22 protein-coding genes are annotated in these 25,727 nt (G+C 72.9%); 10 read left to right on the top strand and 12 right to left on the bottom strand.

The features are described from left to right. Nucleotides 1-163: 163 nt before the first annotated feature. Nucleotides 164-1,195 (top strand): acetylxylan esterase, encoded by a 1,032-nt coding sequence (locus F603_RS0112455; RefSeq protein WP_019546336.1) that lies wholly within the window; start codon nt 164-166, stop codon nt 1,193-1,195. Nucleotides 1,196-1,209: 14 nt separating this feature from the next. Beyond that, nucleotides 1,210-3,714, top strand: coding sequence for an excinuclease ABC subunit UvrA (locus F603_RS0112450; RefSeq protein ID WP_019546335.1), 2,505 nt, complete (start codon nt 1,210-1,212; stop codon nt 3,712-3,714). A gap of 5 nt (nt 3,715-3,719) precedes the next feature. On the opposite strand, the gene F603_RS0112445 is transcribed toward F603_RS0112450, so the two are convergent. Continuing rightward, on the bottom strand, nt 3,720-4,661 hold the full coding sequence (locus F603_RS0112445) for a helix-turn-helix transcriptional regulator (protein WP_019546334.1): 942 nt from the start codon (nt 4,659-4,661) through the stop codon (nt 3,720-3,722). A 109-nt stretch (nt 4,662-4,770) separates the two neighbouring features. Here F603_RS0112445 and F603_RS0112440 point away from each other — a divergent pair, with 109 nt between their 5' ends. Beyond that, a complete protein-coding gene (locus F603_RS0112440) occupies nt 4,771-5,115 on the top strand; it encodes a VOC family protein (RefSeq protein ID WP_026328362.1) in 345 nt (114 codons plus the stop codon). Nucleotides 5,116-5,135: 20 nt separating this feature from the next. Here the strand turns inward: F603_RS0112440 and F603_RS0112435 are convergent, their stop codons facing one another. Beyond that, nucleotides 5,136-5,360 carry a hypothetical protein gene (locus tag F603_RS0112435; RefSeq protein ID WP_019546332.1) on the bottom strand — a complete coding sequence of 75 codons (225 nt, stop codon included), beginning with the start codon at nt 5,358-5,360 and terminating at the stop codon, nt 5,136-5,138. 124 nt (nt 5,361-5,484) lie between these two features. Between F603_RS0112435 and F603_RS0112430 the strand changes: the two genes are divergently transcribed. Genes F603_RS0112430 through F603_RS0112420 form a run of 3 tightly spaced genes read left to right on the top strand, consistent with a single transcriptional unit; the run spans nt 5,485 to nt 8,446 of the window. Beyond that, nucleotides 5,485-6,681 carry a sensor histidine kinase gene (locus F603_RS0112430; protein ID WP_026328361.1) on the top strand — a complete coding sequence of 399 codons (1,197 nt, stop codon included), beginning with the start codon at nt 5,485-5,487 and terminating at the stop codon, nt 6,679-6,681. Further along, a complete protein-coding gene (locus F603_RS0112425; RefSeq protein WP_019546330.1) occupies nt 6,678-7,376 on the top strand; it encodes a response regulator transcription factor in 699 nt (232 codons plus the stop codon). The genes F603_RS0112430 and F603_RS0112425 overlap by 4 nt, the downstream gene beginning before the upstream one ends. A gap of 44 nt (nt 7,377-7,420) precedes the next feature. After that, nucleotides 7,421-8,446 carry an MsnO8 family LLM class oxidoreductase gene (locus F603_RS0112420; RefSeq protein ID WP_019546329.1) on the top strand — a complete coding sequence of 342 codons (1,026 nt, stop codon included), beginning with the start codon at nt 7,421-7,423 and terminating at the stop codon, nt 8,444-8,446. A gap of 20 nt (nt 8,447-8,466) precedes the next feature. Here F603_RS0112420 and F603_RS0112415 read toward each other — a convergent pair whose 3' ends face one another. The 5 genes from F603_RS0112415 to F603_RS0112395 all read right to left on the bottom strand — a co-directional run bounded on the left by F603_RS0112415 (nt 8,467) and on the right by F603_RS0112395 (nt 16,186). Next, nucleotides 8,467-9,948 carry an acyl-CoA synthetase gene (locus tag F603_RS0112415; RefSeq protein WP_019546328.1) on the bottom strand — a complete coding sequence of 494 codons (1,482 nt, stop codon included), beginning with the start codon at nt 9,946-9,948 and terminating at the stop codon, nt 8,467-8,469. A 270-nt stretch (nt 9,949-10,218) separates the two neighbouring features. After that, on the bottom strand, nt 10,219-11,727 hold the full coding sequence (locus F603_RS32010; protein WP_019546327.1) for an FAD-dependent monooxygenase: 1,509 nt from the start codon (nt 11,725-11,727) through the stop codon (nt 10,219-10,221). A 75-nt stretch (nt 11,728-11,802) separates the two neighbouring features. Further along, on the bottom strand, nt 11,803-12,414 hold the full coding sequence (locus F603_RS0112405) for an acyl-CoA-like ligand-binding transcription factor (RefSeq protein WP_026328360.1): 612 nt from the start codon (nt 12,412-12,414) through the stop codon (nt 11,803-11,805). Between the two features lie 390 nt (nt 12,415-12,804). Then, entirely contained in the window at nt 12,805-14,253 is a 1,449-nt protein-coding gene (gene gndA / locus F603_RS0112400) for an NADP-dependent phosphogluconate dehydrogenase (protein WP_019546325.1), read from the bottom strand. A 244-nt stretch (nt 14,254-14,497) separates the two neighbouring features. Beyond that, entirely contained in the window at nt 14,498-16,186 is a 1,689-nt protein-coding gene (locus F603_RS0112395; RefSeq protein ID WP_019546324.1) for a bifunctional 3'-5' exonuclease/DNA polymerase, read from the bottom strand. Between the two features lie 147 nt (nt 16,187-16,333). Between F603_RS0112395 and F603_RS0112390 the strand changes: the two genes are divergently transcribed. After that, nucleotides 16,334-16,594 (top strand): GlsB/YeaQ/YmgE family stress response membrane protein, encoded by a 261-nt coding sequence (locus F603_RS0112390; protein WP_019546323.1) that lies wholly within the window; start codon nt 16,334-16,336, stop codon nt 16,592-16,594. Nucleotides 16,595-16,669: 75 nt separating this feature from the next. After that, nucleotides 16,670-16,873, top strand: a complete 204-nt coding sequence (locus F603_RS0112385; RefSeq protein WP_026328359.1) for a hypothetical protein — start codon at nt 16,670-16,672, stop codon at nt 16,871-16,873. Nucleotides 16,874-17,404: 531 nt separating this feature from the next. On the opposite strand, the gene F603_RS0112380 is transcribed toward F603_RS0112385, so the two are convergent. Then, entirely contained in the window at nt 17,405-18,658 is a 1,254-nt protein-coding gene (locus F603_RS0112380) for a glycoside hydrolase family 18 protein (RefSeq protein ID WP_019546321.1), read from the bottom strand. A gap of 472 nt (nt 18,659-19,130) precedes the next feature. Between F603_RS0112380 and F603_RS0112375 the strand changes: the two genes are divergently transcribed. Then, nucleotides 19,131-20,306, top strand: a complete 1,176-nt coding sequence (locus F603_RS0112375) for an acyl-CoA dehydrogenase family protein (RefSeq protein WP_019546320.1) — start codon at nt 19,131-19,133, stop codon at nt 20,304-20,306. Nucleotides 20,307-20,573: 267 nt separating this feature from the next. Here F603_RS0112375 and F603_RS0112365 read toward each other — a convergent pair whose 3' ends face one another. The 4 genes from F603_RS0112365 to F603_RS0112350 all read right to left on the bottom strand — a co-directional run bounded on the left by F603_RS0112365 (nt 20,574) and on the right by F603_RS0112350 (nt 25,068). Beyond that, complete coding sequence (locus F603_RS0112365) at nt 20,574-21,926, bottom strand: SPFH domain-containing protein (RefSeq protein WP_019546318.1); 1,353 nt, start codon at nt 21,924-21,926, stop codon at nt 20,574-20,576. Further along, nucleotides 21,923-23,701 (bottom strand): SPFH domain-containing protein, encoded by a 1,779-nt coding sequence (locus tag F603_RS0112360; protein ID WP_026328358.1) that lies wholly within the window; start codon nt 23,699-23,701, stop codon nt 21,923-21,925. The genes F603_RS0112365 and F603_RS0112360 overlap by 4 nt, the downstream gene beginning before the upstream one ends. Before the next feature lie 346 nt (nt 23,702-24,047). Next, the gene (locus F603_RS0112355; protein ID WP_019546316.1) at nt 24,048-24,341 is read right to left on the bottom strand and encodes a hypothetical protein; all 294 of its coding nucleotides are present in this window, start codon (nt 24,339-24,341) and stop codon (nt 24,048-24,050) included. Nucleotides 24,342-24,684: 343 nt separating this feature from the next. Next, nucleotides 24,685-25,068 carry a hypothetical protein gene (locus F603_RS0112350; RefSeq protein ID WP_019546315.1) on the bottom strand — a complete coding sequence of 128 codons (384 nt, stop codon included), beginning with the start codon at nt 25,066-25,068 and terminating at the stop codon, nt 24,685-24,687. Nucleotides 25,069-25,275: 207 nt separating this feature from the next. Between F603_RS0112350 and F603_RS0112345 the strand changes: the two genes are divergently transcribed. Beyond that, entirely contained in the window at nt 25,276-25,716 is a 441-nt protein-coding gene (locus tag F603_RS0112345) for an Lrp/AsnC family transcriptional regulator (protein WP_016909276.1), read from the top strand. Nucleotides 25,717-25,727 lie beyond the last annotated feature (11 nt).

Below are 25,727 nucleotides of genomic sequence, written 5' to 3'. Positions count from 1 at the left end.
CGGCCGGCCCGGCGGACCGCCGCGACGCCGCACCCCCTCGCTCGGACGGCGCCCCGCGTCATCCGCCGTGCCCCGGGCGGCCGTTGGCGGCTGGGGCACGCGCGCACCGCGTACGCTCCCGACGGCGGTACCCGCCGCCGGAAGCCGGAGGGAGCTGCACGCCATGCCACTGACCGACATGCCGCTGGAGGCGCTGGAAGAGTACCGCCCCGCGGTCCGCGAGCCGGAGGACTTCGACGAGTTCTGGGAGAAGACCCTCGCCGCGGCGGGCGAGAGCCCGGAGAGCCTCACCGGCGCCGAGTTCCGCGCGGTGGAGTCACCGCTGCGCACCCTCGACGTCCTCAACGTCCGTTTCCCCGGTTGGGGCGGCCAACCCGTCGCGGCCTGGCTGGTGTTGCCGCGGGGTGCCGCGGGCCCGCTGCCGGCGGTGGTGAGCTACGTCGGGTACGGCGGAGGACGCGGGCTCCACACCGAGCACCTGCTGTACGCCTCGGCCGGGTACGCGCACCTCGTGGTGGACAGCCGCGGGCAGGGCCACGCCACCCCCGACCCCGACCCGGTGCCGACGCCGCAGTACGTGCGGGGCTTCATGACGCTCGGCGCCGCCAGCCCGCAGGACCACTACTTCCGCCGGCTGATCACCGACTGTGCGCGGGCGTTGGACGCGGTGCGCGCCCACCCGGCCGTCGACCCCGGCCGCCTCGTCGTGCAGGGCCACAGCCAAGGGGGCGGGCTGGCGCTGGCGGTCGCCGGGCTCGTCGGTGACGGCGTCGCAGCCGCGCTCGTGGACGCACCGTTCCTCTGCCACATCCGCCGGGGCGCCGAGACCGCCTTCCAGGGCCCGTACACGGAGATCGCCGAGTTCCTCGGCATCCACCAGGGCATGCCGCCCGAGACGGTCCTCGGCACCCTCGACTACTTCGACGGCGTCCACTTCGCGCCCCGCGCCACCGCGCCCGCGCTCTTCAGCGTCGGGCTGATGGACCCGGTCTGCCCGCCGTCCACGGTCTTCGCCGCCTACAACCGCTACGGCACGGCGGGCGACGCCGCACCGCCGCACCGCGAGATCAGCGTCTGGCCGTACGGCGACCATGCGGCCGGCCGCCACGCGCAGGCGACCGAGCAGTTCCGCTGGCTCGGCGACCGGGGGATCGCCCCCGACCGTGCCCCGGAGGAGCATCCCGCCCCACACTGACCGACCATGGAAGTATGGCGCAGCACGAGGTGAGCGGAGCAGGCTCCGACGGATACGTACGGGTGCGCGGCGCGCGTGAGCACAACCTGCGCCGCGTGGACACCGAGATTCCGAGGGACGCGCTCGTCGCCTTCACCGGGGTGTCGGGCTCGGGCAAGTCCTCGCTCGCCTTCGGCACGCTCTTCGCGGAGGCCCAGCGCCGCTACGTCGAGTCGGTGGCGCCGTACGCGCGACGCCTCATCCACCAGGTCGGCACCCCGGAAGTCGACGAGATCACGGGGCTGCCCCCGGCCGTCGCGCTGGAGCAGCGCCGCTCGGCGCCTGGCGGGCGCTCCTCCGTCGGCACCGTCACCACGCTCTCCAACTCCCTCCGCATGCTGCTCTCCCGCGCCGGGACCTATCCCGAAGGCGCCGAGCGGCTCGACTCCGACTCGTTCTCGCCCAACACCGCCGTCGGAGCCTGCCCCGAGTGCCACGGGCTCGGCACGGTCCACAGCGTCTCGGAGGAGTCACTCGTCCCCGACCCTTCGCTCTCCGTCCGGGAGGGCGCGATCGCTGCGTGGCCGGGGGCGTGGCTCGGCAAGAACCTCAGGGACACCGTGGAGGCGCTCGGGTACGACATCGACCGCCCCTGGCGCGAACTCCCCGCCGAGCAGCGGCAGTGGCTGCTCTTCACGGAGGAGCAGCCCGTCGTCACTGTCCACCCGGTCCGCGAGGCCGGCCGGCTGCAACGTCCCTACCAGGGCAAGTACCAGAGCGCCCGCCACTACGTCCTCCACACCTACGCGGACACCAAGAGCGCCGCGACCCGCAGGCGGGTGGAGGCGTTCCTGCACAGCGCCGCCTGCCCGATGTGCCATGGCCGCCGGCTGCGGCCGGAGGCCCTCGCCGTCACCTACGCCGGATACGCCGTCGACGAGCTCACCGCGCTGCCGATGGACCGCCTCGCCGAGGTGCTGGAGAAGAGCACGGAGGGCGCGGGCGGCGACGTACGGGAGAACGCCGCGGCGCTCCTCGCCGGCGAACTCCTCGACCGCATCCGGGTGTTGACAGACCTCGGCCTCGGCTACCTCAGCACGGGACGCCCCGTCCCCACCCTCTCCGCAGGCGAACTCCAGCGGCTGCGCCTTGCCACGCAGCTACGCTCCGGGCTCTTCGGCGTGGTCTACGTCCTCGACGAGCCGTCGGCCGGCCTCCACCCCGCGGACACGGAGGCGCTGACGACGGTGCTGGAGGGGCTGAAGTCGGCGGGCAACTCCCTCTTCGTCGTCGAGCACGACATGGACCTGGTGCGCCGGGCCGACTGGGTCGTGGACGTCGGCCCGGGCGCCGGCCGGCACGGCGGCGAGGTCCTCTACAGCGGCCCCGTCGGCGGGCTGGCCGGCGCCGCCCGTTCGGTGACGCGCCGCTACCTCTTCGCCGAACCGGCGCCCGTGGGCGGGCCCCCGGGCGCCGCGGACGAGGCGGCAGCGGCAGCCGTGCGGCGCAGGCGGCGAGGGGAGCGTCGGACGCCGAGCGGCCGGCTCGCCCTGAGCGGCATCACGCTCCACAACCTGCGCGCACTCGACGTCCGGGTGCCGCTCGGCGTCTTCACCGCCGTCACGGGCGTCTCGGGCTCCGGCAAGTCGACGCTCGTCACCCGCGTCCTCGCGGAGGCCGTCGGGGAGCGCCCGCAGGACGAGGAGGAACCCCAAGAGGCCGGTGTCGTCGCGGAGTCGGAGGGGGCGGATGCCGTCTCGCGGCTGGTCCGCGTCGACCAGAAGCCGATCGGCCGCACACCCCGCTCCAACCTCGCCACCTACACCGGCCTCTTCGACTCGGTGCGGAAGGTCTTCGCGGAGACCGAGGAGGCGAGGGCCCGCGGTTACGACGCGGGGCGCTTCTCCTTCAACGTCCGCTCCGGCCGCTGCCCCACGTGCCGGGGGGAGGGATACCTCGCCGTCGAACTCCTCTTCCTGCCGGGGACCTACGCCGCCTGCCCCGACTGCCACGGCGCCCGCTACAACCCGGAGACCCTCCAGATCACCTACGCGGGCGCCACCGTCGCCGACGTCCTGGGGATGACGGTCGACGAGGCGGCGGGCTTCCTCACCGAGGTGCCGGCCGCGGCACGCGGCCTCGACGCGCTGCAGCGCGTCGGCCTCGGCTATCTACGGCTCGGCCAGCCGGCGACGGAGCTCTCCGGCGGCGAGGCCCAGCGCATCAAGCTGGCCACGGAGCTCCAGCGCACCCGTCGCGGTCACACCCTCTACCTCCTCGACGAGCCGACGACCGGCCTCCACCCCGCCGACTCCGACGTGCTCATGGACCAGCTCCACCGACTCGTCGACGAGGGGCACACGGTCGTCGCCGTCGAGCACGACATGGGCGTCGTCGCCGGTGCCGACCACGTGATCGACCTCGGGCCGGGCGGCGGCGACCAGGGCGGTCGGATCGTCGCCGAGGGAACGCCAGGCGAGGTGGCCCGGAGCGCGGGAAGCGCGACGGCGCCGTACCTGCGGGCCGCTCTGGAGGAGTAGCGGCCTCACGGGTACTGGCGCAGGATGCGCCCGGCGAGGTCGCGTATCCGGGCGCGTGCCTTCGGCGGGCCCGTCACGGTGAGGTCGTCCCCGAACTGCAGTAGCTGCCGCACGTCCTCCAGTTCGCGGCAGGCCACGGTGACCTCGACCTCCGCTTCCCTCGCCGAGCGAACGGAGAGGCGGGACCCGAGGAGGCGCCGCGCCCGGTCCAACTGCCGCGCGCGCAGCACCGCTTCGACGCGCACGCCGTCGAGCGCCTGCCAGCGCGAGGTGAGTTCGGCGGCCGCGGTGCGCAGGGTGGCGTCCGGGCGGAGGCGCCGCGGGGCCCGCGTCGGCTGCCAGTCGGTGAGCCGCTCCAGGGCGTAGAGCCGGGGGACGCCCGTGCGGTCGGCGACGAGGTACCACCGGCCGCCCTTCGCCAACAGGCCGTAGGGATCGACGAGTTGCCAGGTGGGCTCGGCTTCCTCCGCGCGTCTGTAGCGGATGCGGAGCCGCACGCCGCGGCGGACATCGCCGACGAGGGCGCTCGGCTGCGTGCCCCGGGCCTCCGGGCCGAACCACGGCCTGTTGTCCGTGGCGACGACGGCGCTGAGCGGCAGCAGGGCCGACGCCGGCTGACCGGGCGCCGCGACCTTCCGCAGCGCCCTGCGGCTGTCGGTCTCCGCGCCCAACTGGCTGCGCTGGCCGTCGTCGAGACCGTGGAGCCCGAGGTGGTCGCGCTCGGTCGCCGTCAGCCGCGACGTGTCGAGCACACCGCCCGGCAGCAGCGTGACGCCGCCCGCGCGTCCCCGCTCGACGAGGAGCGGGAAGCCGGCCTCGTGCAACCACCGGAGGTCCCGGAGCACGGTGCGTACCGAAACACCGACCTCGCCCGCGAGGTCGCGCGTGGTGACCCCCTTCCGGGAGTGGAGGGCGAGCAGCAGCGAGAAGAAGCGATCCGGGGTCATGGCCTCAGAGTTCCATCGATCACGACGGAACCTGTCGTCTTTTGCAGGCATGCTCTCCGAGCCCCACTCGACCCGGAAGCAAGGAGAGAACCCCGTGCCCGCTGTGAACATGTTCATCGTCTACGTCTCGGACGCGCCCGCGGCAGCACGCTTCTACGCGGAGCTGCTCGACCTGAGGCCCGACTTCGAGTCGCCCCGCTTCGTCTCCTTCCCGCTCGGCGGCGGCGTCCAACTCGCCCTGTGGAGCGGGGCAGAGAGCACCCCTGCACCGTCCCGCACCGGCGAGCTGTGCGTGACGACGGACGGCGGCCCCGACCGGATCGACCGCTGGTTCCACGAGTGGCAGGCCAAGGGCGTACGGATCGTGGAGGAGCCGCACGACGAGGTCTTCGGCCGCACCTTCGTCGTCGCCGACCCGGACGGCAACCTCGTCCGCGTCGCGCCCGTCGACTGAGGCGACCGCCGGCGGCGTCGCTACCCCGAAGCGGAGGCGACGCCGCCGCGGAGCCGCTCGGCGAGCCCGCCGACCGCTATGCCGAGCACGACGAGGACGAGGGACGCGTAGATCTCCAGCCCCGTGAGGAACCCCAGCCGCTGGACGAGGCCCCAGCCCTCGAGCCAGCCGAAGAAGTGGTGGACGAGCCCTGCGGCACCCTGGAGGACGAGCACGAGGCTCGCGAATTCGAGCAGCTTCTTCATGCGGACAACGCTAGGCAGCGGCGTGCCCGGCCGTATCCGACGAAAGTATCGCCGTCCGTGCCTTCGGTACCGCGCGGTGCAAGTACACGGCGCCGTCCCGCGCCCGACACGTACCGTCTGGCGCATGACAGCCAGTTCGGTGCCCCAGCGCATCCCCGTGCGCCCACCGTCGCGCCCCGCAGTCCGCTCGCGGCGCGACTGGTACGTCGACACGACCTTCTTCCTCGGCGCCGCGGTGCTCGGCGTGCTCACCGCGGGCGATCTGGCGCAGGACCCCGCACGGCCCGCCTGGTTCCTCGGCCTCGACCAGTTCGCCGGAGCGGTCGCCTGCTGCCTGCTGTGGTTCCGCCGCCGTTGGCCGACCACGCTGGCGCTCGCCTGCGCGGTGGGCGGGATCTTCTTCCATTTCGTCGGCTGGCCGCAGTTGGTGCTCCTCTTCTCCGTCGCCGTCCACTGCAGGACGCGGTTGCTCGCTCTCGTGACGGCCGTGACCGTCGCCACGCTGCCGTTCCAGCGCCCGGAGCCCGGCACGAGCGGCCAGGAGAACACCATGATCGGGCTGATGCTCGTGCTCGCCGCCGTGGGCTGGGGCATGTTCGTCCACTCCCGACGGCAGTTGATCGCCTCGCTGGAGGAGCGGGCCCTGCGCGCGGAGGCCGAGACGGACCTGCGGGTACGGCACGCGCAGCGCGAGGCCCGCGAGGAGATAGCCCGCGAGATGCACGACGTACTCGCCCACCGGCTCTCCCTGTTGAGCGTCCACGCGGGAGCCCTGGAGTTCCGCAAAGACGCACCACCCGACGAGGTGGCGGGCGCGGCAGGCGTGATCCGGCGCAGCGCGCACCAGGCGCTGGAGGACCTGCGTGAGGTGATCGGGGTGCTCCGCGCACCGGGTGCCGCGGCCGAGGACCGCCCGCAGCCGTCCGTCGCCGATATGCGCCTCCTCGTGGCGGAGGCCGACGGAGCGGGAGCGGGGGTGCGGTTCGAGGAGGAGTTGGCGAGCGAGCAGGTCCCGGGATCGCTGGGACGGACGGCGTACCGCGTCGTCCAGGAAGGACTCACCAACGCCCGCAAGCACGTCCCCGGGGCGCCGGTCGACGTCCGGGTCTCGGGCGCGCCCGGTGAGGGCCTGCGGGTGCGCGTCGCCAACGAGCTGCCGCAGCCGTACGCCGCACGGCCCGAACTCCCCGGCGCCGGCGCCGGGTTGATCGGACTGGGCGAGCGCGTCGAGCTCGCCGGAGGCACGCTCGCCCACGGTCCCGGGAAAGGCAGGGACCGGACGCGCTTCGTCCTCGACGCCTGGCTACCGTGGTCCGTGTGACGACGCCCGAGCCCTCACCCGCACCCGTCCGACTGCTCCTCGCCGACGACGACGCGCTCGTCAGGTCGGGGCTGCGACTGATGCTCGGCGGCCTCCCCGACGCGGAGATCGTCGCCGAGGCCGCCGACGGCGCGCAGGTGCAGCAGCTCGTCGAGCGCCACCGCCCCGACGTCGTGCTGATGGACATCCGCATGCCCGGCACCGACGGCCTCGCCGCGACCGAGGCCCTCCAGCGTCTCGCCTCGCCGCCGCAGGTCGTCGTCCTCACGACCTTCGACGCCGACGCCTACGTACTCCGCGCGCTGCGCGCCGGCGCCGCCGGGTTCCTCCTCAAGGACACGCCGCCGCCCGAACTCGCCCGCGCCGTACGGGCAGTGGCCGCCGGCGAGCCCGTCCTCTCCCCGGCGGTGGCGCGCAAGCTCATCCACCGCGCCACAGCGCCCGAGCCCGAGGCGCAGACCGCGCGCAGGGACGCGGCGAGGCGCCTCCTCGCCGAGCAGCTCACCGACCGTGAGCACGCCGTCGCGGTCGCCGTGGGCCGCGGGCTCTCCAACGCCGAGATCGCGACCTCGCTCTACATGGGGGTGCCGACCGTCAAGACGCACGTCTCGCGCGTCCTCGCCAAGCTCGACCTCGGCAACCGCGTCCAGATCGCCCTCCTCGTCCACGACGCGGAGCTTCTCGACGATCCGTAGGCTCCGCGCGGGAATCCCAGCGCTCCGTACGTGTTGCACCAGGTGTGACTTCCGCAGCGCCACCGCCCCTCCCGCCCCTCTCCGTGCTCGACCGCTCACTCACCCGCGAGGGGACGCCCCCGCAGCAGGTGCTCCGCGAGACGGTCGCGTTCGCACGGGAAGCGGAGCGGCTCGGCTACCACCGGTTCTGGGTCTCCGAGCACCACGCCGTACCCGGCGTCGCGGGCTCCGCCCCCACCGTCCTCGCGGCCGCGGTCGCCGCTGCCACCTCGCGTATCCGCGTCGGAACCGGCGGCGTGATGCTGCCGAACCACCAACCGCTCGTCGTCGCCGAGCAGTTCGGTGTCCTGGAATCACTCCACCCCGGGCGGATCGACATGGGGCTCGGCCGCTCGACGGGGTTCACCGAGCCGGTCCGCCGCGCCCTGCGCACCGGCAAGGACGCGGCGGACCGCTTCGGCGACCAGCTCGACGAACTCCTCGCCTACTTCGACGCCGCCGCACCGCTCCCGGCGCTGCCCGCCGGCGGGCTGCGGGTGCCCGCGTACGTCCTCGCCGTGGGCTCGGGGGCGCAACTCGCCGCCGAGCGGGGGCTGCCCGTGGTGCTCCCCGCGCGCCGGGAGAGCGAGCGGACCGCGGCGGCGGTGGCCGAGTACCGCAGCCGCTTCCGCCCCTCGCGCAGGGCCGAGGAGCCCCACGTCGTCCTCGCCGTCAACGCCGCTGCCGCCGCCACCCGGGAGCGCGCCTCGCTCCTCCAGCGCCCCGAGGCCAGGTCGACGGCGGTCTCCCGCACCCGCGGCGTCTTCCCACCGCTCGTCCCCGCCGAGGAGGTCGACGAGTCCGCCATGGGGCGCCAGGAGCACCGCCGCTACACCGAAGCCCGGGAGGGCCAACTCCACGGCACCGCAGAGGAGGTGACCGCCGCGCTCTCCGCTCTCGCCGCCGCGACGGAGGCCGACGAACTCCTGCTCACCCTCAACACCTACGACCCCGCCGACCGCCTCGACTCCTACCGCCGCCTCGCGCACGCCGCGGGGCTGCCGGGCCCGGCGAGCGGCCCCGGCGGGTGAGCCGCACCGGCCGCGGCGGCTCAGCCCGCCGAGACCTCTTCCTCGCCCTTCGCCAGCTCCCGCTTGAGCACCTTGCCCATGTCGTTCCGCGGCAGCGCGGAGAGGAAATGCACCTCGCGCGGCCGCTTGTGCGGCGCCAACTGCTCCGCGACGAGCGCCACCAACTCCGTCCCGGCAGGCGGCGCTTCCGCGTCCGCCGGCACGATCCAGGCGACGATCCGCTCACCCAGGTCCGCATCGGGCACGCCGGTCACGGCGGCCTCGGCGACACCCTCGTGCGAGAGGAGGACGTTCTCGATCTCGCCCGCGCCGATCTTGTAGCCGCCGCTCTTGATCAGGTCGGTCGCCTTCCTGCCGACGAGGCGCACGGAGCCGTCTGCGTCACGCGTCGCCATGTCGCCGGTGCGGAACCAGCCGCCGTCGAAGGCACCGGCCGTCGCGTCGGGCCGGTTGAGGTACTCGGTGAAGAGGTTCGGACCGCGTACCTGCACCTCTCCGACGAGCTCCGGGTCCTCGGGCAGCCGCTCGCCCGCCTCGTCGACGAGCCGGAGGTCGACGTCGCGCAGCGGAGGCCCGACGGTCCCGGGGCGCGGCTCCCCGTCGGCGCGGACGCTGGTGTTCATCAGCGTCTCCGTCATCCCGTACCGCTCGACGACGCCCCGGCCCGTCGCCTCCGCAATGCGCCGGTGGTCGGTGAGCGGCAGCGGAGCCGAGCCGGAGACGAGCAGGCGCGCTCCCGCGAGCGCCGACGCCAACTCGCGGTCCTCAGCGCAGGATTCGGCGAGCCTGTGGTACATCGTGGGGACGCCGAAGAGCATGGTGCCGCCCTCGCGGAGCGCCTCCGCGACGCCCTCGGTGGTGAAGGCGCCGAGGTGCCGGAGTGTGCCGCCGAGCCGGAGCGGGCCGAGCACGCCGAGGATCAGGCCGTGGACGTGGAAGAGCGGCAGCGCGTGGACGAGCACGTCCGCGTCGCTCCAGGCCCAGGCGTCGGCGAGCGCGTCGAGGCTGGAGGCGATGGCCCTGCGGGAGAGGACGACGCCCTTGGGCGGGCCCGTCGTCCCCGAGGTGTACACGACGAGCGCCGCGCTCTCGGCCGGCGGCTCGTACGGCAGGCTCCACGCGGCGCCGCCATCGTCGGGCTCCGCGTCGTCGAGGTGGACGTCGACGCGGGGCAGCCCGGCGAGCGGCTCGGGGAGCTCGTCGTCGGGCGCGGCGAGCACGGCGGCGGGGACGCTGTCGGCGACGACGTGCGCCAGCTCCCGCTCCCCGCTGCGCGGGTTGACCGGTACGGCGGGCACCCCGGCGAGCAGCGCCGCGACGGTGCCGACCGAGGCGTGCAGGCTCGGCGTCGCCCAGACGGCCACGCGCGAGGCCCCGTCGATCTGCGTCGCGATCCGGCCCGCAGCGGCGGCGAGTTGCTCGTAGCTGAGGGAGCGGTCGGGAAAGCGGAGCGCGGTGTGCGAGGACGCCGCGTACACCGCGGGCAGCAGCGAAGGGGACAACGGGCCTCCCGGGTCGGGACGGTGTGCGCGGCCTCGTCGGCCTCGCACGATGATCGGCGGACGCAGGCAGCATCTCATCCGCGCTCTCCTACGGATGCGGGCAAGGCCCCGTTGTCCGCCGGTCGTCGGCAGAGCGCACCCGGCGGTGCGCGGAGATGCTGCGAAGGACGTTGCGCCTGCGCCGCCGGGCTGGCCCCGGCCGCGCGAGAGCACGCGGCCCACTTCCGCAGCGGGCGTGCGCCCTTCGGTGCCCGCGGGTCCGATTCCCCGTCAGCGGTTGTCGGCCTGCTCCGGCTCGCCGCCGTCGTGCAGCGGTGCGCCGAACCACTGGTGGAGCGCGGCGCGCAGACCGCCGACGTCGTCCGGCTCGTGTCCGGTCCACGCCGTGTGGCAGTCGGGGCGCAGCAGCAGGCCGGTCGCGCTCGTGCCCTCCGTCCTGCCGTGCACGACATCGACCCGGTCGAGCCAGGGCTTCGCGGCCTCGGCGAAGTCGCCGCAGAGGTCCAGCAGCAAGGGCCGGGCACTGGTCGTCAAGTCGGCCAGCCGACGGGTGCCGGCGTCGGTGCGGATGACGAGGTCGGGCGCGAAGCCCTCGGTGGTTCCGGCGAGCAGGTGGGCGATGTGTTCGGTGCCGCCGGGAGAGGCGAGCAGCTCGCCGAAGACGGTCCGCAGGGCGGTGACTTCCGGCCCGGGGCGCATCAGTGCCGACTGGGACAGGGTCGAGGCGACCACGCGTTCTGCGACAGGTCGGCGTTCCTCGTCGTAGGTGTCGAGCAGACCTTCGGGGGCCCGCCCCCGCACTGTGGCGGCCAGCTTCCAACCGAGGTTGACCGCGTCCTGCAGGCCGAGGTTGAGTCCCGGGCCGCCGATCGCCGAGTGCACGTGGGCCGCATCGCCGAGAAGCAGTACCCGCCTGTCCCGATAGCGCTCCGCGTGCCGGGTGTTGCCGCCGACGAGTCGTCGAAGCAGGTGCGGGCCCTCTCCCTGCGGCGGATCCATCGGGACGGGAACGCCCAGCACGCGCTCGGCGCTCGCCCTCATCTCTTCGAAGGTCATCGGTGTGGTGAGCTCGTCCTGCGTGCCGGTTTCGGTGGTGCTGAGGACGGGCGCTCGGCCGGGCAGCGGACCCCAGGTGATCGTGCCGCGCTCCGTGCGCACGTACAGCAGGGCCGGCAGGCTCCCGTGGCCGGGAACGCGCAAGTCGCCTTCGGGGCCCAGATGTTCGTCCGCCACGGACACGTTCGCGGAGCGGGTGACGAAGTCGTCGGTGGTCACTCCGGGGAAGCCGATGCCGGACAGACGCCGCACCACGCTGTGCCCTCCGTCCGCCCCGACCAGATAACGGGCGGTGAGGCTCTCACCGTCGGCAAGAGTGATGTGCACGAGGTCTGTGTCCTGGCGGACGTCGATGACCTCCTGTCCTCTGCGAAGGTCGACGCCGAGTTCCACGGCGCGTTCGGCGAGGACTTGTTCGATCTGCTCCTGCGGTGCGGGGAGCAGACTCACGGGGTTGTGAGGGAGCCCGGTGAGGTCCAGTGTGAATGCGCCGAACATGTAGTGGGGCGCGGGCCGTGGCGGTGCGCTGGACCCGTTGATGCGGGCGTAGAGGCCACGTCGGTCGAGCATGCGCACCACCTGACCGACCAGACCGTTCGCCCGGGGCTCGGTCTTCGGGCCGGCGAGCCGCTCCAGCACGACGGGACGCACCCCGGCCAGTGCCAGCTCGCAGGCGAGCATCAGACCGTTCGGACCGCCACCGACGATGACCGCATCAAGCATGACGGTTCTCCTTTTCCGGGGCATGAAGGGGTAGAGGCTGCAAGCAGCAGCCCCTGTTCTGAGGGGAAGGGGGATCTACGGAGTGGGGAGTCCGGTGGCCACCATGCGCAGGGCTCGGGGGAGCAGGCTCTCCATCGGCTCGGTCTGCCCGGCTTCGACGGACAGTTCGAGGGCGACGTTGTTGGCGGCCATCACGCTGGCGGCTACCAGGCGAGAGTAGAGATCGGACTCGGGGTCCCTGCCAGTGCGGTCGGCGATCGCTGCGGCGAGCTCCTTCTCCGCGATCTTGTTCGCACGCAGCAGCTCGGCCTGGAGCGCGGGTTCGGCCCACATCGCCTGCCTGCCTGCCGGCCACTCGTCGGGCTGCTGAGGTGGCATGTGCTCCACCTCGGGGCCGGGCTCCAGCGAACGCAGCGAGGCACGTGTGATCGCCTCCCACAAGGGCTCGTCGGGCGGTCCGTCACGCACGTCCGTCGCGAGCCGCAGGGAGCGCTCAAGGTGACGGAACGCGATCGCTTCGGCCTTGCTGGAGAAGTAGTTGTTGTAGGTGCGGGGGGAGACGCCGACCGCTGCGGCGATGTCTTCGACCTTGACCGCGCTGAACCCGCGCTCGACGGTGAGCCGGACGGCGGCCCAGCTCAATGCTGTGCGTGTGGCTGCCTTCTTCTGTTCTCGAAGACCACTCATGCCGTACACGCTAACAGAAACTGCGTGGCGCGCAAATATGCGTACCACGCAGTTTTCAAGCGGGGAGGTGTCGGCATGGACTGGATGAGGCGGTCGCCGCCGGCGCCCTCCGAGTCCACCTGCCCTGCACGCCCGGGGAGAAAGGCCGCGCGCGGACGTGGCGGCCCGGTGCTCCGTCAGGGCAACTCTCAAGGGGGGAGTGTCCAGGGATCGGGTACACGCAGGCGCGGTGGCGATGCGCGCTGCGACTCCGCAGGCGCCGCGCATCGAGGGTGGCGGGCGCCGTCCGGCACGACGGGAGTGTCGTATGCGCCGACCGAACCCGCCAGCCGGTGCGTTGGCATGGGGCCCGGCAACTGCGCAGGAGTGAAGGGGAGTTCGCTCCCCGCGTCAGTCCCTCCGCACCTCGCGGCGGTCGCCGGACCAAAGGGTGTGGAAGGTGCCGGGCCGGTCCGTGCGGTGGTAGGTGTGGGCGCCGAAGTAGTCGCGGAGGCCCTGGACGAGGGCGGCGGGGAGCCGGCTCGTGCGCACCGAGTCGTAGTACGCCAGCGCGCCGGTGAGGCCGGGCGCCGCGACGCCGCGGCGCCCGGCCGTGGCGGCGACCGCGCGCCAGTCGAGTTCGGCGGTGCCCAGTTCGGAGGCGAAGCCGGGGTCGGCGAGGAGCGTGGGCAGTCCGTCCGAGCCGGCCTCCGCGTACGCCGCGCGGATGCGGTCGAGGAAGCGGGCGCGGATGATGCAGCCCGCCCGCCAGATCGCGGCGACGGCTCCCGGGTCGATCGACCACCCGTACGCCGCGCTGCCCGCCTGAATCATGCTCCAACCCTGTGCGTACGAGACCACCTTGGCCGCGTAGAGGGCCTGCTCGACCTGGTCGGCGAAGCGCTCGGCGTCGCGTCCCTCCAGCTCGGGGCCTGCCGGTCCGGGCAGGTCGGCGGCGGCCTCGCGCAGCGGGACGTCGCCTGAGAGCGAGCGCGCGAAGACGGCGTCGGCGATCTGCGGTACGGGGACGCCGAGTTCGAGCGCCGTCTGCACCGTCCAGCGCCCTGTGCCCTTCTGCTCGGCGCGGTCGGCGACGACGTCGACGAACGGCCGGTCCGTCGCCGCGTCCGTGTGGGCGAGGACCTGTGCCGCGATCTCGATCAGGTACGACTCCAGCCGCCCCGAGTTCCAGGTGCGGAAGACGTCGGCGACCTGCCGCGGCGTGAACCCGCCGACCTCGCGCAGCAGCCGCGCCGCCTCCGAGATGAGCTGCATGTCGGCGTACTCGATGCCGTTGTGGACCATCTTCACGAAGTGCCCTGCGCCGTCGGGGCCCACGTGCGTGGTGCACGGTGAACCGTCCGGCGCCCGCGCCGCGATCCGCTCCAGCATCGGCCCGAGCGCCGCGTACGACTCCGCCGAGCCGCCCGGCATGATGCTCGGCCCGTGCAGGGCGCCCTCCTCGCCCCCGGAGACGCCGGTGCCGACGAAGTGCAGCCCGCGCTCGCGGAGTTCGGCCTCGCGGCGCCTCGTCTCCTCGAAGTGCGCATTGCCGCCGTCGATCAGGATGTCCCCCTCGTCGAGCAGCGGCGCGAACTCGGCGAGCACCGCGTCGGTCGGACCGCCCGCCCTGACCATCACCAGCAGCCGGCGGGGACGCTCCAGCGCGGCGACCAGCTCCTGCGGGGTCGTCGCGGTGACGAACGCGCCCTCGCCGCCGAACTCCTCGACGAACTCCGTGGTGCGGGCCGTGGTCCTGTTGTGGACGGCGACCGTGTACCCGTTGCGCGCGAAGTTCCGGGCGAGGTTGCGTCCCATGACGGCCAATCCGGTGACGCCGATCTGGGCCGAAGCGTTCATTGCTGCACTCCTGGGCGGGCGGTGTTCCGGGCGGGTCCCGGACGGGCGGTCGCGGTGCGGGTCGATGGTCTCGCGCCCGGCGGCGATCCGGGAGCAGGCGGGGCCGCCGCGCCGCGCCCGTGCGTCGCGGCCTGCGGCACCGTGGCCGCAGGCTGTGCCAGGCACAGCCGGCAACACTCCCCGGTGCGGACCGCGTTGCCCTGCGTTGCTGCGGACCTTTTCCGCAACGTCCCGGTGTGCGCCGTCACTTGGCGTCCGCGTAGCACTCGACGGCCGCGACGGTGAACGGAAAGGCGACCGGTACGTCACCGAAGGCCGCGCCCGCCGCCGTGCGTCCGGCCTCCTGCACCGCAGCGGCGACCTGCGCCGCCTCCTCGGCCGGGCAGTGCACGATCACCTCGTCGTGCTGGAAGAAGACGAGCTCGGCAGCGAGCCCGGAGAGGCTGCGGCGCAGCGCGGCGAGCATCAGCACGGCCCAGTCGGCGGCGCTCCCCTGGACGACGAAGTTGCGAGTGAACCTGCCGCGCGCCCGTGCACCCGGGGTGGCGCCGGGGCGCGGAGGCGCCTCGCCGTTCCATGCTCCCTCCGACCCCTCCGCGCCCGGCGGGCAGGTCCGCCCGAGGCGCGTACGGACCAGCCCGCCCTCCTCGCCCGAGCGCGCCGCCTCGTCGACGTACGCGATGGCTCTCGGGAACCTCCGGCGCAGCGCCGCCAGATGACGTAGCCCGTCGCCGCTGGTCTGCCCGTAGACGGCGCCGAGCAGAGCGAGCTTCGCGCGGGCGCGGTCGCCGGCGAAGGCGCGCTCGGAGAGGGTCGTGTACAGGTCGCGGTCGTCGGCGGCGACCGCCATCAGGCCCGGATCGCGCGAGACCGCGGCGAGCACCCGGGGTTTCAACTGGTCGGCGTCGGCGACCACGAGCCGCCACCCCGGCTCTGCGACGACGGCGCGGCGGACCGCTCGGGGGATCTGCAGCGCGCCTCCGCCGTTGGTCGTCCAGCGGCCCGACGCCGCCCCGCTCGGCACGAAGTGGGGCCTGAAGCGCCCGTCGTGCACCCAGTGCCGCAGCCAGGACCAGCCGTGCGCCGTGTAGAGGCGGTAGAGCTTCTTGTACTCCAACAGCGGTGCCACCGCGGGGTGTTGTGTTTCACGGAGCTCCCAGGCCCGGGTCGAGCCGAGCTTGATGCCCTGGCGGGCGAAGGCGGAGAGCATTTCGGCCGGCAGGTCGGGACGGACGCGTACGCCGAAGGCGCGCGAGACCTCCTCCTCCAACTCGACGAGCCTGCGCGGCAGTCCGCTCCCGCCGTACCGCTCGCCGAGCAGCTCCCCCAGGAGCCGCCGATGGACGTCGGCGCGCCACGGCACCCCCGTGGCGCCCATCTCGCCGGCGACGAGCCAGCCGGCCGACTCCCCGGCCAGGAGCAACCGCATCCGTTCGGGGTGCTCCGCCGCCTCCGTGCGGATGAGTTGCGCCGCGTACACCTCCCGCAACGCCTCCAGCGGGTCGACGGCCTCGGGCAGCGGAGCCGGGCGTGTGTCGAAGAGGGAGGGCTGAACCTCCGTGTCGGTCGAGGGCGGCTGCGGGTCGGGCGGGACGGCGAGCCGGTGGAGGCGCGCGTAGGCGGCGGGGAGCGAGTGCGGGGTGCCGGCCGCGCCCTCGTGGCCGAGGAGCAAAGATTCGGCCGCCTCCACGTCGTAGCACCGCTCGACGTGGACGCCGGCTGCGAGCAGGTGGGGCTGGATTTCTGCCGTCGAGCGCCAGACCCACCGGGCGACGCGCGGCCGAGCCCGCACGGCCGCCGCGGCGTCGGGCGCGCGGACGACGGGCCCCGCCCGCCGGCCTGCGCCGTCGAGCGCGCAGCTCAGGAAGCCTCCGTCGGCGGCCTCGACCAGCGCCCACCGGCCGCCCGGGGCTCCGCCTGCTGTATCCGCCATGCGCGCGAGTCTTCCACCCGGCACTGACATCGCCGCGGCGTGCGACGCGGCGGTGCGTGGCCGCCCGCACACGGGGAAGTCGCCCGGTGTGCCCCAGCCGGCGCAGAAGCCGGAAGAGGGGCGCCAACGTCGACGAGAGGAGCAGCCGTGCTCACTGGAATCATCTCGGCGATCGTCGTGGGAGCGGTGATCGGTGCCCTCGGTCGGCTCGTCCTGCCAGGTCGTCAGCGCATCGGAACCCTGGCTACGGTCCTCGTGGGCGTCGTGGCGGCGCTCGTGGGCACCGCCCTCGCCACGGGGATCGGGGTCGCCGACACCAAAGGGTTCGACTGGATCGAGCTGATCATCCAGGTAGCGCTCGCCGCCGTCGGTGTAGCGGCGCTCGCCCGCCCGCGCAGCCGCCGCTGAGCGCACCTCGCGCCGCAGCGGTCGACCTCGCGCCTCCGGGGTGCGCCCCGTGCGAGCCGGGTACACCCTGGAGTCATGACCCCTCCGGTAGTCGTGCACCCACCGTCGTCCTCCGGCGGGCGACGCGTGACGGCCCACGCGGAGATCCTCGGCCTGGCGCACAGCCGGGAGGACGTCGTGGAGTTCCTGCGGCGCGCGGGGCTGCCTCCCGAGCACATCAAGCTCGACGACGAGAACCTCATCGAGTGGCGGGGCGGCGGCTCCGACGTCTGGGAGTGAGGCGGCGGCCGACTCGCGCAACCGGCCGCCGCCTCACGCCCGGACCGGTACGCGCCCCCTCCGCGTCGGAGAGTGGCGCACCATGACGGTGAGTCCGTCGAAACGCCCCCGTCGACGTGGACGAAGTCGCAGCCGCGCACCGTGTGTTGGCCGCTCCGGGCGCGGAAGACCAGGAGACGGTCGCGTGCCCGCTCGTAGGTGCGCAGCACTCGGCTGAGGACCGCAGCCGTGAACGCCCTTCCCCGTACGGCCCGAGGGCCACGGGACGGGCGGAGATGACGTCCTCGGCGAGGAGCGCCTCGACGGCCGCCGGGCTGCGCTTCCGCACGGCCCTGCGGAAGGGGCGCGTCACCAGTTCACTCGGAGCCCCGGCCGGACAGGGAAAGTCCGGCCGCGCGGACGTCGGGACGTCCTCGGCACGCGACAGCACCTCTCGGTTGCGACCGACGAGCCGGGCGAGCGCCCTGGTGGCCGCCGGGCGGGTGCGGGCGCCCGGCGGCCACGGTGCGGCCAAGCGGCCGCGGTTCGCGGTTACTTGATGGCGGAGATCAGCTCCCCGTCCGCGGTGTCACCGCTCAGCTCCCAGAGGAAGGTGCCGCCCAGGCCCTCTTGCGCGGCCCAGTCGCCCTTGCTCCCGATGGTCTGCGGGGTGTCGTAGCTCCACCACTCGCTTCCGCAGTGCGCGTAGGCGGTGCCGGCCGCCTCACCGGTGGCCGGACACCGTTCGCTCAGCACCTTGTAGTCCTCGATCCCTTCCTCGTAGGTGCCGTGCGCCGGTCCTGTGGCGCTCCCGCCCGGTGCGTCCTCGTTGACGCCCGTCCAGCCGCGGCCGTAGAAGCCGAGGCCGAGGAGGAGCTTGTCGGCCGGGATGTCGAGCGACTTCAACTTCTCTATCGTCGCCTGGGTGTTGAAGCCGTCCTGCGGGATGCCGTCGTACTCGGTGAGCGGGGAGTGCGGGGCCGTGGGGCCCTGCGCGTCCCAGGCGCCGAAGTAGTCGTAGGTCATCGGCAGGTACCAGTCGACGTACTGCGCTGCCGAGGCGTAGTCGGTGGAGTCGAGCTTGCCGCCGTCGGAGGCGTCCGCGCTGATCGCCGCGGTGACGAGCCGGTCGTCGCCGAACTTGGCGCGCATCGCCTCGAGCACCTCGGTGAAGGCGTCGGGCCCGCTCTCGTCGCAGGTGAGGCCGCAGTCGTTCGGGTACTCCCAGTCGAGGTCGATGCCGTCGAAGACGCCCGCCCAGCGCTCGTCGTTGACGAGGTCGTAGCAGGACTCGGCGAAGGCCGCGGGGTTCTTGGCCGCCTCACCGAACCCGCCGGACCAGGTCCAACCGCCGAAGGACCAGAGGATCTTGAGGTCCGGGTGCTTCTCCTTGAGCTTGCGGAGCTGGTTGAAGTTGCCGCGCAGCGGCTGGTCCCAGGTGTCGGCCTCGCCGTCGACCGACTCCTCCGCGGTGTACGCCTTCTCGTAGTCGGCGAACCCGTCGCCGATGGCGCACCGCCCGCCCGTGACGTTGCCGAAGGCGTAGTTGATGTGTGTGAGCTTCTCCGCCGAGCCGGAGGTCTCGATGTTCTTCACGTGGTAATTGCGGTCGTAGACGCCCCAGTTGGTGAAGTAGCCGACGGTGCGCTCGGCCGCGGCCGGCTGTTGCGTCGGCGCCTCGGAGGGGCCTGCGGTGGCGCTGCCGGCGAGCAGCGTCGTGGTGAGGACCGCCGCGCAGGCGGCCCCGAGGAATGCGAAGACCCGTCTGCGGCGCGCGCGTTGCGGGGTCCTGGAGGAACCGGGCATGTCTCTCCTCGCTGAGTGGGGAGCGAAGGTGCTTCGGCCGGTTGCGCCGTGCCGGCCACCGCCGTGTGCGACGACGCGTCGCCACGCCCCTTGCGCAAAGCCGCAGTTGGGCTCTGGCGGGGGACCGGGACGTGCGGCGGGTGTCGTCGCGAGCAGTGGCATGGACACGCTGTACGCTTCCGGAATCTAGAAGGACTAGACCAGTGCGTCAATGGTGTGGACCAAAACCCGCTCACTGCTCCACGCCGTGCACCTCGTGAGCCTCGCTCGCCCCGTGACGCCAACCGCCCGATCGGGCATACTCTTTCGCGCCGCAGCCGCTGGTCAGCTACCTCCGCGATCCGGAGGTGCACCATCGCGGACACGAGGGCGGTGCCCCACGAGCCCCGCCACCAGCGCGGGGACGACGACAGACGACGTACGGCCGTACCCCGGCCGGCGCCGCGGTGCGTGACAGAAGGAGAGCGTTGCCATGTCCGAGTACGGTCCGCAGCCCGTCGAGCGCGCACTGCCCTCGCAGGAGGCACGGGAACTGATGGCGCTCGTCCGTGAGATCGCCGCCCGTGAGATCGCCCCCGTGGCGGCGCAGGAGGAGAGTGAGGGGAGCTTCCCCCGCAAGGTCTTCGCGCTGCTCTCCAATTCCGGGCTCCTCGGTCTTCCGTATCCGGAGGAGTACGGGGGTGGCGGCCAGCCGTACGAGGTGTACCTCCAGGTCCTCGAGGAACTCGCCGCCGCGCGGCTCACCGTCGGACTCGGTACCAGCGTCCACTCCCTCGCCTGCCACGCCCTCGCGCAGGCGGGCACGGACGAGCAGCGTGCAGCCCACCTCCCCAAGATGCTCGGCGGCGGACTCCTCGGCGCCTACTGCCTCTCCGAGCCGGCCTCCGGTTCCGACGCCGCGTCCCTGCGCACCCGCGCCGTCCGCGAGGGCGACACCTGGGTGCTGCACGGCACCAAGGCGTGGATCACGCACGGCGGCGTCGCCGACTTCTACACCGTCCTGGCGCGCACCGGAAGCGAGGGGTCCCGCGGCATCACGGCCTTCCTCGTCCCCGGAGACGCCGAGGGACTCAGCCCCGCGCCCCCCGAGAAGAAGATGGGCATGGCCGGATCGCCCACCGCTCAGCTCCACTTCGACGGCGTCCGCGTCGCCGACTCGCGGCGCCTGGGTGCCGAGGGCGACGGTTTCCCGCTGGCGCTCGCCGCGCTCGACGGCGGCCGGCTCGGTATCGCGGCCTGTGCGACCGGCGTCGCCCAAGCGGCGCTCGACGAGGCGCTCCGCTACGTCGCCGAGCGTCGCCAATTCGGCCGTCCGCTCGCCGACTTCCAGGGGTTGCGGTTCCTACTCGCCGACATGGCGACGGGCATCGCCGCCGGCCGGGCGCTCTACCTCGCCGCCGCCAGGCGCCGCGACGCGGGCGAGCCCTTCGGGCAGGAGGCGGCGATGGCCAAACTCTTCTGCACCGACACTGCCATGCGCGTCACCACGGACGCAGTCCAACTCCTCGGGGGGTACGGCTACACGACCGATTTCCCCGTCGAGCGGTACATGCGGGAGGCGAAGATGCTACAGATCGTCGAGGGCACCAACCAGATCCAACGCTCCGTGATCGCACGCCACTTGGCGGGTCCCGAGGAGAGCCGCTAGGCACCGCCGGGCGGATCCGACTGCCGGTCTGCGGCGCCCGGCACGGGAGCCCGCACCGGTGCGGAGTGGGCGCGTCCGAAGCCGCACTCGCGCTGTCGAGGCGGCGTGGCGTCGGTGGAGCGAGCACCGAAGGTGATCGGTGGCGTCTCGTTCCGTGCGCGCACAGGGATGCCGCCGCACGGCACCCTCACGGCCGCGAGGCACGCACACCCGGGCGTGACCGCCGTGCCGGAGGCGGCGATCACGCCCGGGTGCAGCCGGAGACTCTCACTCGCGGAAGCCGGCGTCCTCCCCGGCTGCACCGCTGCCGAGGCCGCCCTCTCCGTCCTCGGCCCGCCGGGACAGAGCGGGCATCATGCGGGGGATGAGCTGGGCGGCGAGCAGGGTGGAGAGGGCGGAGTCGTCGGTGCCGCCCTCGCTGCCGCCGTCGGTGCGCACGACCACCGGACGCGGTGCCTTCGTGGCCAGTTCGGCGCCCACCTCGAGGCGGCGGCGAGCCAGTTCGTACTGGAGCACGGCGCGGTTGTCGCGGTACGCCTTGGCGAGCGCCCGCTGGGCGCGGGCCTCGTTCTCGGCGGAGATCAGCCCGCTGCGGCCCCGTGTCTCGATCTCGAACCGCACCCGCTGCGCGTTGGTCTCCTGCTCCTCCAGTAGCTGGGCGACCTCCTCGCGGGCCTTGTTCAGCGCCGCCTTCACCTCGACGATGCGCGCGTCGCGTACCTTCTTCGCCCGCTCGATGTCCATGCCCAGGCTGTCGATCCGGCGTTTGCGGAGCAGGCCCCACTCCTGCTCGTACGCCGTGCGCTCCTTGGCGACGCGTTCCCTGGTCGCCAGGTGCTGCTGGTACTGGGCCGGCAGTTGGACGTCCGGGATGTTGGAGCCGGTGATGCGTACGCCGTAGCGGGAGAGCAGCCGGTTGAGCAGCTCCTGCATATCGGCCACGTCGGAGCCCCGCAGATCGTACGCGTGCTCGGTGTGCACCCGGCGGGCCCGCTGCCTGATGGCGTCCTGGACGGCGCTGGAGAGCACCAGATCGAAGTTGCCGGCGCCGATCGTGCGGACGAAGAGCACAGCGTCCGTGATCCGGAACTTCAGGAAGAACTCGATCGACCGCAGCGGCACGTTCTCCTGCGTGGGGCAGGCCATCACCGGGGCCGAGTACGGGATCTCGGTGGCCGTGTCGACCACGAAGTCCACCCGCGACCAGGGGTGCCACAGGTAGTGGCGGCCCGCGTCCAGGGTGCGGACGACGGCGCCGTACCGGGTCAGCACGCCGTGGGTGCCCTGCTCGATCTCCACGATCGAGGACCGCCACCACCACAGCGCGCCGATCAGCACGAGCACGCCGCCGACGGCGTAGGAGAGCCCGGCCAGCGCCCCGTAGGCGAGGTCGGAAGCGCCGTCCGAGTCCGCTCCGCGCAGCGAGAGCATCACTCCGGACAGCAGCGCGAAGAGGCCGAGCCACAGCGGAAGCATCCACCAGAGTCGGCGCAGGTGCCGCGGGATGATGACCGGAACCAGGGTGCCCGCCTCGCCGCCCCGCAGCAGTTGGGCGATGTCGCTCCAGGGGGCCACCGCCTCGGTGATGACCGACCTGCGATTGGTGTGCGTGCTGCTCACTGACCGGCCTCCTCGGAGAAGTACGGAACGTCGGGGTCGCCCGGGGCATTTGGACCGCCGGGATCACCGGGTCCGCCGCTCGCTGCGCCGCCTGCGGCGCCCTTCGGGGCGTCAGTTGCGCCCGGAGCACCGGGTTCCTCCGAGGCGCCCGGTGCGTCCGGTGCCGTGCCGGCCACCGTGGGCCGGTCGGTCTCCAGCAGCGCGCCGATCTCGTTCTCGCGCTCGGCGATACGCGCGGCGACCTCGTCGAGCCGCTCTCGTACAGCCGACATGTCGGCTTCCGTGAACAGCTCGCCCCCGTGCTGTCCGATCAGTTCACGGGCGAGACGCAGGAAGTCGACGCCGGCTGCGTCGCCGCCCTGCTCCGTGCCGCCGATCCGCACCAGGCGCGGCAGATGATCGGCGACCTGCTCCAGGGCGTCGAGAATCTGCTGCTGGTAGCGGTACTCGAGGATCTCCGGCGCCTCGGCCGCCGTCACGGCCCGGATGTCGAGTGCCTGGGCCTCCAGCAGCGCCGCGTTGGCATTCGCCTCGGACTCGGCCTGGACGTAGCGCTGACGGGCCAGCGCCTGCGCGCGGTTGGTCTCGCGCTCCACCGCGGTGTCCATCTGCGCCTGGTAGTGGGCGATGTCCGCCTGGATGGCCGAGAGCGTCTCGTGGCTGGTCGCCAGCTCCTTCGTCAGGTCGCCCTCGTCCTGTTCCTTGCGCAGCATCAGCGCGTACTCGTGCGTGTAGGCGTCCTTCGCCATGCGCACCATCTCCGGCGCCGCCAGGTCCATGCGGTATCCGCGGTCGGCCGGCTCGGCGTGGGTGATGTTGGCGTTGGTCAGTTCGACCGCGGGGCGGAACTGCTGGTTGAGCTGTTCCAGCAGCCGCCCGGTGTCCTCGCCGACCATGTCGTAGATCCCGGCGGCCTCCTGCTCGTAGATCAGGCTCCGGATGGTCTCGCTCACGGCGTTGCTCAGCTTCTCCTCGAAGCCCCGCACCGCGCCGAGCGTGTAGACGAACTCCGTCGGGTCGCTGATCCGGAACTGGATGAACAGGTCGATGGACGCCTTCACCCCGCCCTTGGTGGGAGCTTCCCGCACCGGGGCGTTGAACGGGTACTCACGAGTGGTGTTGACGATGTACGAGACCCGCTTCCACGGGCTGATCAGTACGACGCGGCCGGGCCCGACGACCTTCTCCAGCTTCCCGAACCGGGTGATCAGCGCCTGGCAGCCGTCCGGGACCATCACCATGCCCTGTCGCCACCACACGAAGGCGACCGCCGCCACGGAGACGATCCAGTAGTGCAGCCCGAAGAGCGGATTGCTCAGGGGGGAGTCGTCGGCGGCCGACACGGCCGCGGTCCCCACCACTCCGAGCAGCAGCAGCGAGAGCACCGGCAGCATGCTCAGGAGCGACCGTCCCTTCGGCAGGACCATCGGGCAGATCTCGTGGACCTGCTCCCCTCCCTCGCGCTTGTGCTCGCTCTGATTCAGCGCCTCGCCCGCCTCGACAAGCGCCACGCTCCGCTGCTTCAGCACGGTGGCGAGGGAACCCCCTTGCTCCCGGGCGGCCGGAAAGTCCGCCGGGTCCATCCCCTCGGCGCGCGACTCGTCGTTCTCCCGACCGGCCTCGCCGTGCTCCCCCTGCGCCCGCGCATCCGGCTCACGTCCGGAGGAGCTCCCCGTACGGTGACGGATCTCCTGCTCCGCCACCTGCCGGGCGGCACCACCGGAAGTGGCCTCCGTAGCCGCCCTCCGCAGGCTTTGGGCTCTTGTTCCTGCCACAGTTCCCCCTCTTCCTTGTCATGCTCCCCGCCATCCCACACCACGGCCGGCGCCGCAAAGACGGCGGGCCGCCGATCGTGACAGCACAGCAGCACTCGATCCACCGCGGCGAGACACGGCCAGGGAACTCCTTCCCGGCTGCGGCCGGCTCCCGACCGTTCGGCATCGGCAGCGGTCACCGCCCGGTACCGGTCGGCGTCCGACGGCGGCTCACCGCCGCACCGGACGCCACGGCAACGGCCAGGGCACCAATCACCGACGCTCCGACGGCTGCTCCTGCGTCCCGCGCGCCGCTTCCCGGAGGCGCGCGGGGACGGGAAGGACCAACAGTGTGGACGATGTTGCCCTAGAAGCCCACCACGATGTCCCAGACCCGGTTGATGGGGGAGAACACCCAGCGTCCGGTGTCGGTGAGAGGGGCCGTGCCCGCCGTGGGAGGTTCCCCGGGCACGCCTACGGCGGACTGCTCGCCGCCTTGCGTATCCACGCGGACCAGCCTTCGGACGGACCTGGCGTTCCCACCCTCCCGCGGGCTTGCCCCCGTCGGCAGGAAGACGAGAGCACTGCGGTCGAGGCCGGGGAACGGCGGCTCCGCCGCGTACTGACCGTCGCAGGCGTCGACGGTGCCTGGTCTGCGCACCCCTCTGAAGCCTCGCCATCGCTGTCTGCTGGCCGGCACGGGGCGAACGGCTGCTTGTGACGATTGGGGAAGCCCCGGTTCTCCGCCGCCGACGGGAAGCACCGGGCGACCTGTGGCACGCGTCCCTTTCGCCGGGCGGCCCGCAGGACCTTCGGTCATCGCTCGGCTCGCGGCCACACGCAGGCCGAGGCAGCAGCGGTTCGTTCAACTCCGGACCGGCAGCGGACAGTTCATGCAGACGGAGTACCTCGCCACGATCCTCCACGGAGGATCGCCTGTGACGACGCCACCAGGCGGCTGCACCCGCAGAGGCCGAACTCGCGGTCCCTGCGGGCGCGTCGGGCTAGACGCGGGGCGCCACGCTCATCGCCGTCACCACGCCGGCGTGCGAAAAGGGCTGCATCCGCCAGTCCAACCCCTCGGGCAGTGCCAGGAGTTCGGCGGCCCCGCCCTCGTGCGGGCCGCCGTCGTCTCCGAGCGGGCGGGCGTCGGCCGCGCTGCGCCCGGCGCCGTCGCACGACGTCAGGCCGAACGGGTCCCACGGGGTGGCGCACAGGCCGTGCGGTGGCAGCGTCTCCTCCTGTGCCAGCAGGGCGATCGGCTGCCGGCAGTCGGGGCACTCGACGCGGTAGATCTCGTAAGTGCCGCTCTCGTCAACGGGAGCGGGCCGCTCGGACTGCGGGACCTCGCGGGAGCGTTCGTCGGTGGCCGGCTTCATGGTGCGCATGGATATCCCCCTCGGATGGTTCGGCCGGGCCGCCGGGGCACCGGCCACAGCAAGCACTTCCCTGCGCGTTCTTCGGGTAATCGCTGTGGTTCACCTCGTCGTTGGGCGTCCGTGTGGCCTTGGTCACACGGAGTGCGGGCCTCCGTCCGGGGCGTCCGGAGCGGTCGGGCTGTGCGCACCGTGCGCGGGGCAGTACGGTGATCCACCGTGGAGGAACTCGACCGGCAGATCGTGGAACTGCTCGTCAAAGACGGGCGGATGAGCTACACGGACCTGGGCAAGGCGACCGGCCTGTCCACGTCCGCCGTGCACCAGCGGGTGCGGAGACTGGAGCAGCGGGGCGTCGTCAAGGGGTACACGGCGCTCGTCGACGCCGAGGCCGTCGGGCTTCCGCTCACCGCCTTCATCTCCGTGAAACCCTTCGACCCGAGCGCCCCGGACGACATCGCGGAGCGGCTCGCCGAGGTGCCGGAGATCGAGGCGTGCCACAGCGTGGCCGGCGACGAGAACTACATCCTCAAGGTCCGCGTCGCCACCCCGATCGAGCTGGAGCACCTGCTGGCGCGCATCCGCTCGCTCTCCGGCGTCTCCACCCGCACCACGGTCGTCCTCTCCACGCCGTACGAGGCGCGCCCGCCCCGCCTGTGACCCGCCGCGCG

This window comes from Streptomyces sulphureus DSM 40104, assembly GCF_000381025.1.
In the GTDB taxonomy this organism is placed as follows: Bacteria; Actinomycetota; Actinomycetes; order Streptomycetales; family Streptomycetaceae; genus Streptomyces; species Streptomyces sulphureus.
This window is presented reverse-complemented; position numbering and strand designations above follow the sequence as displayed.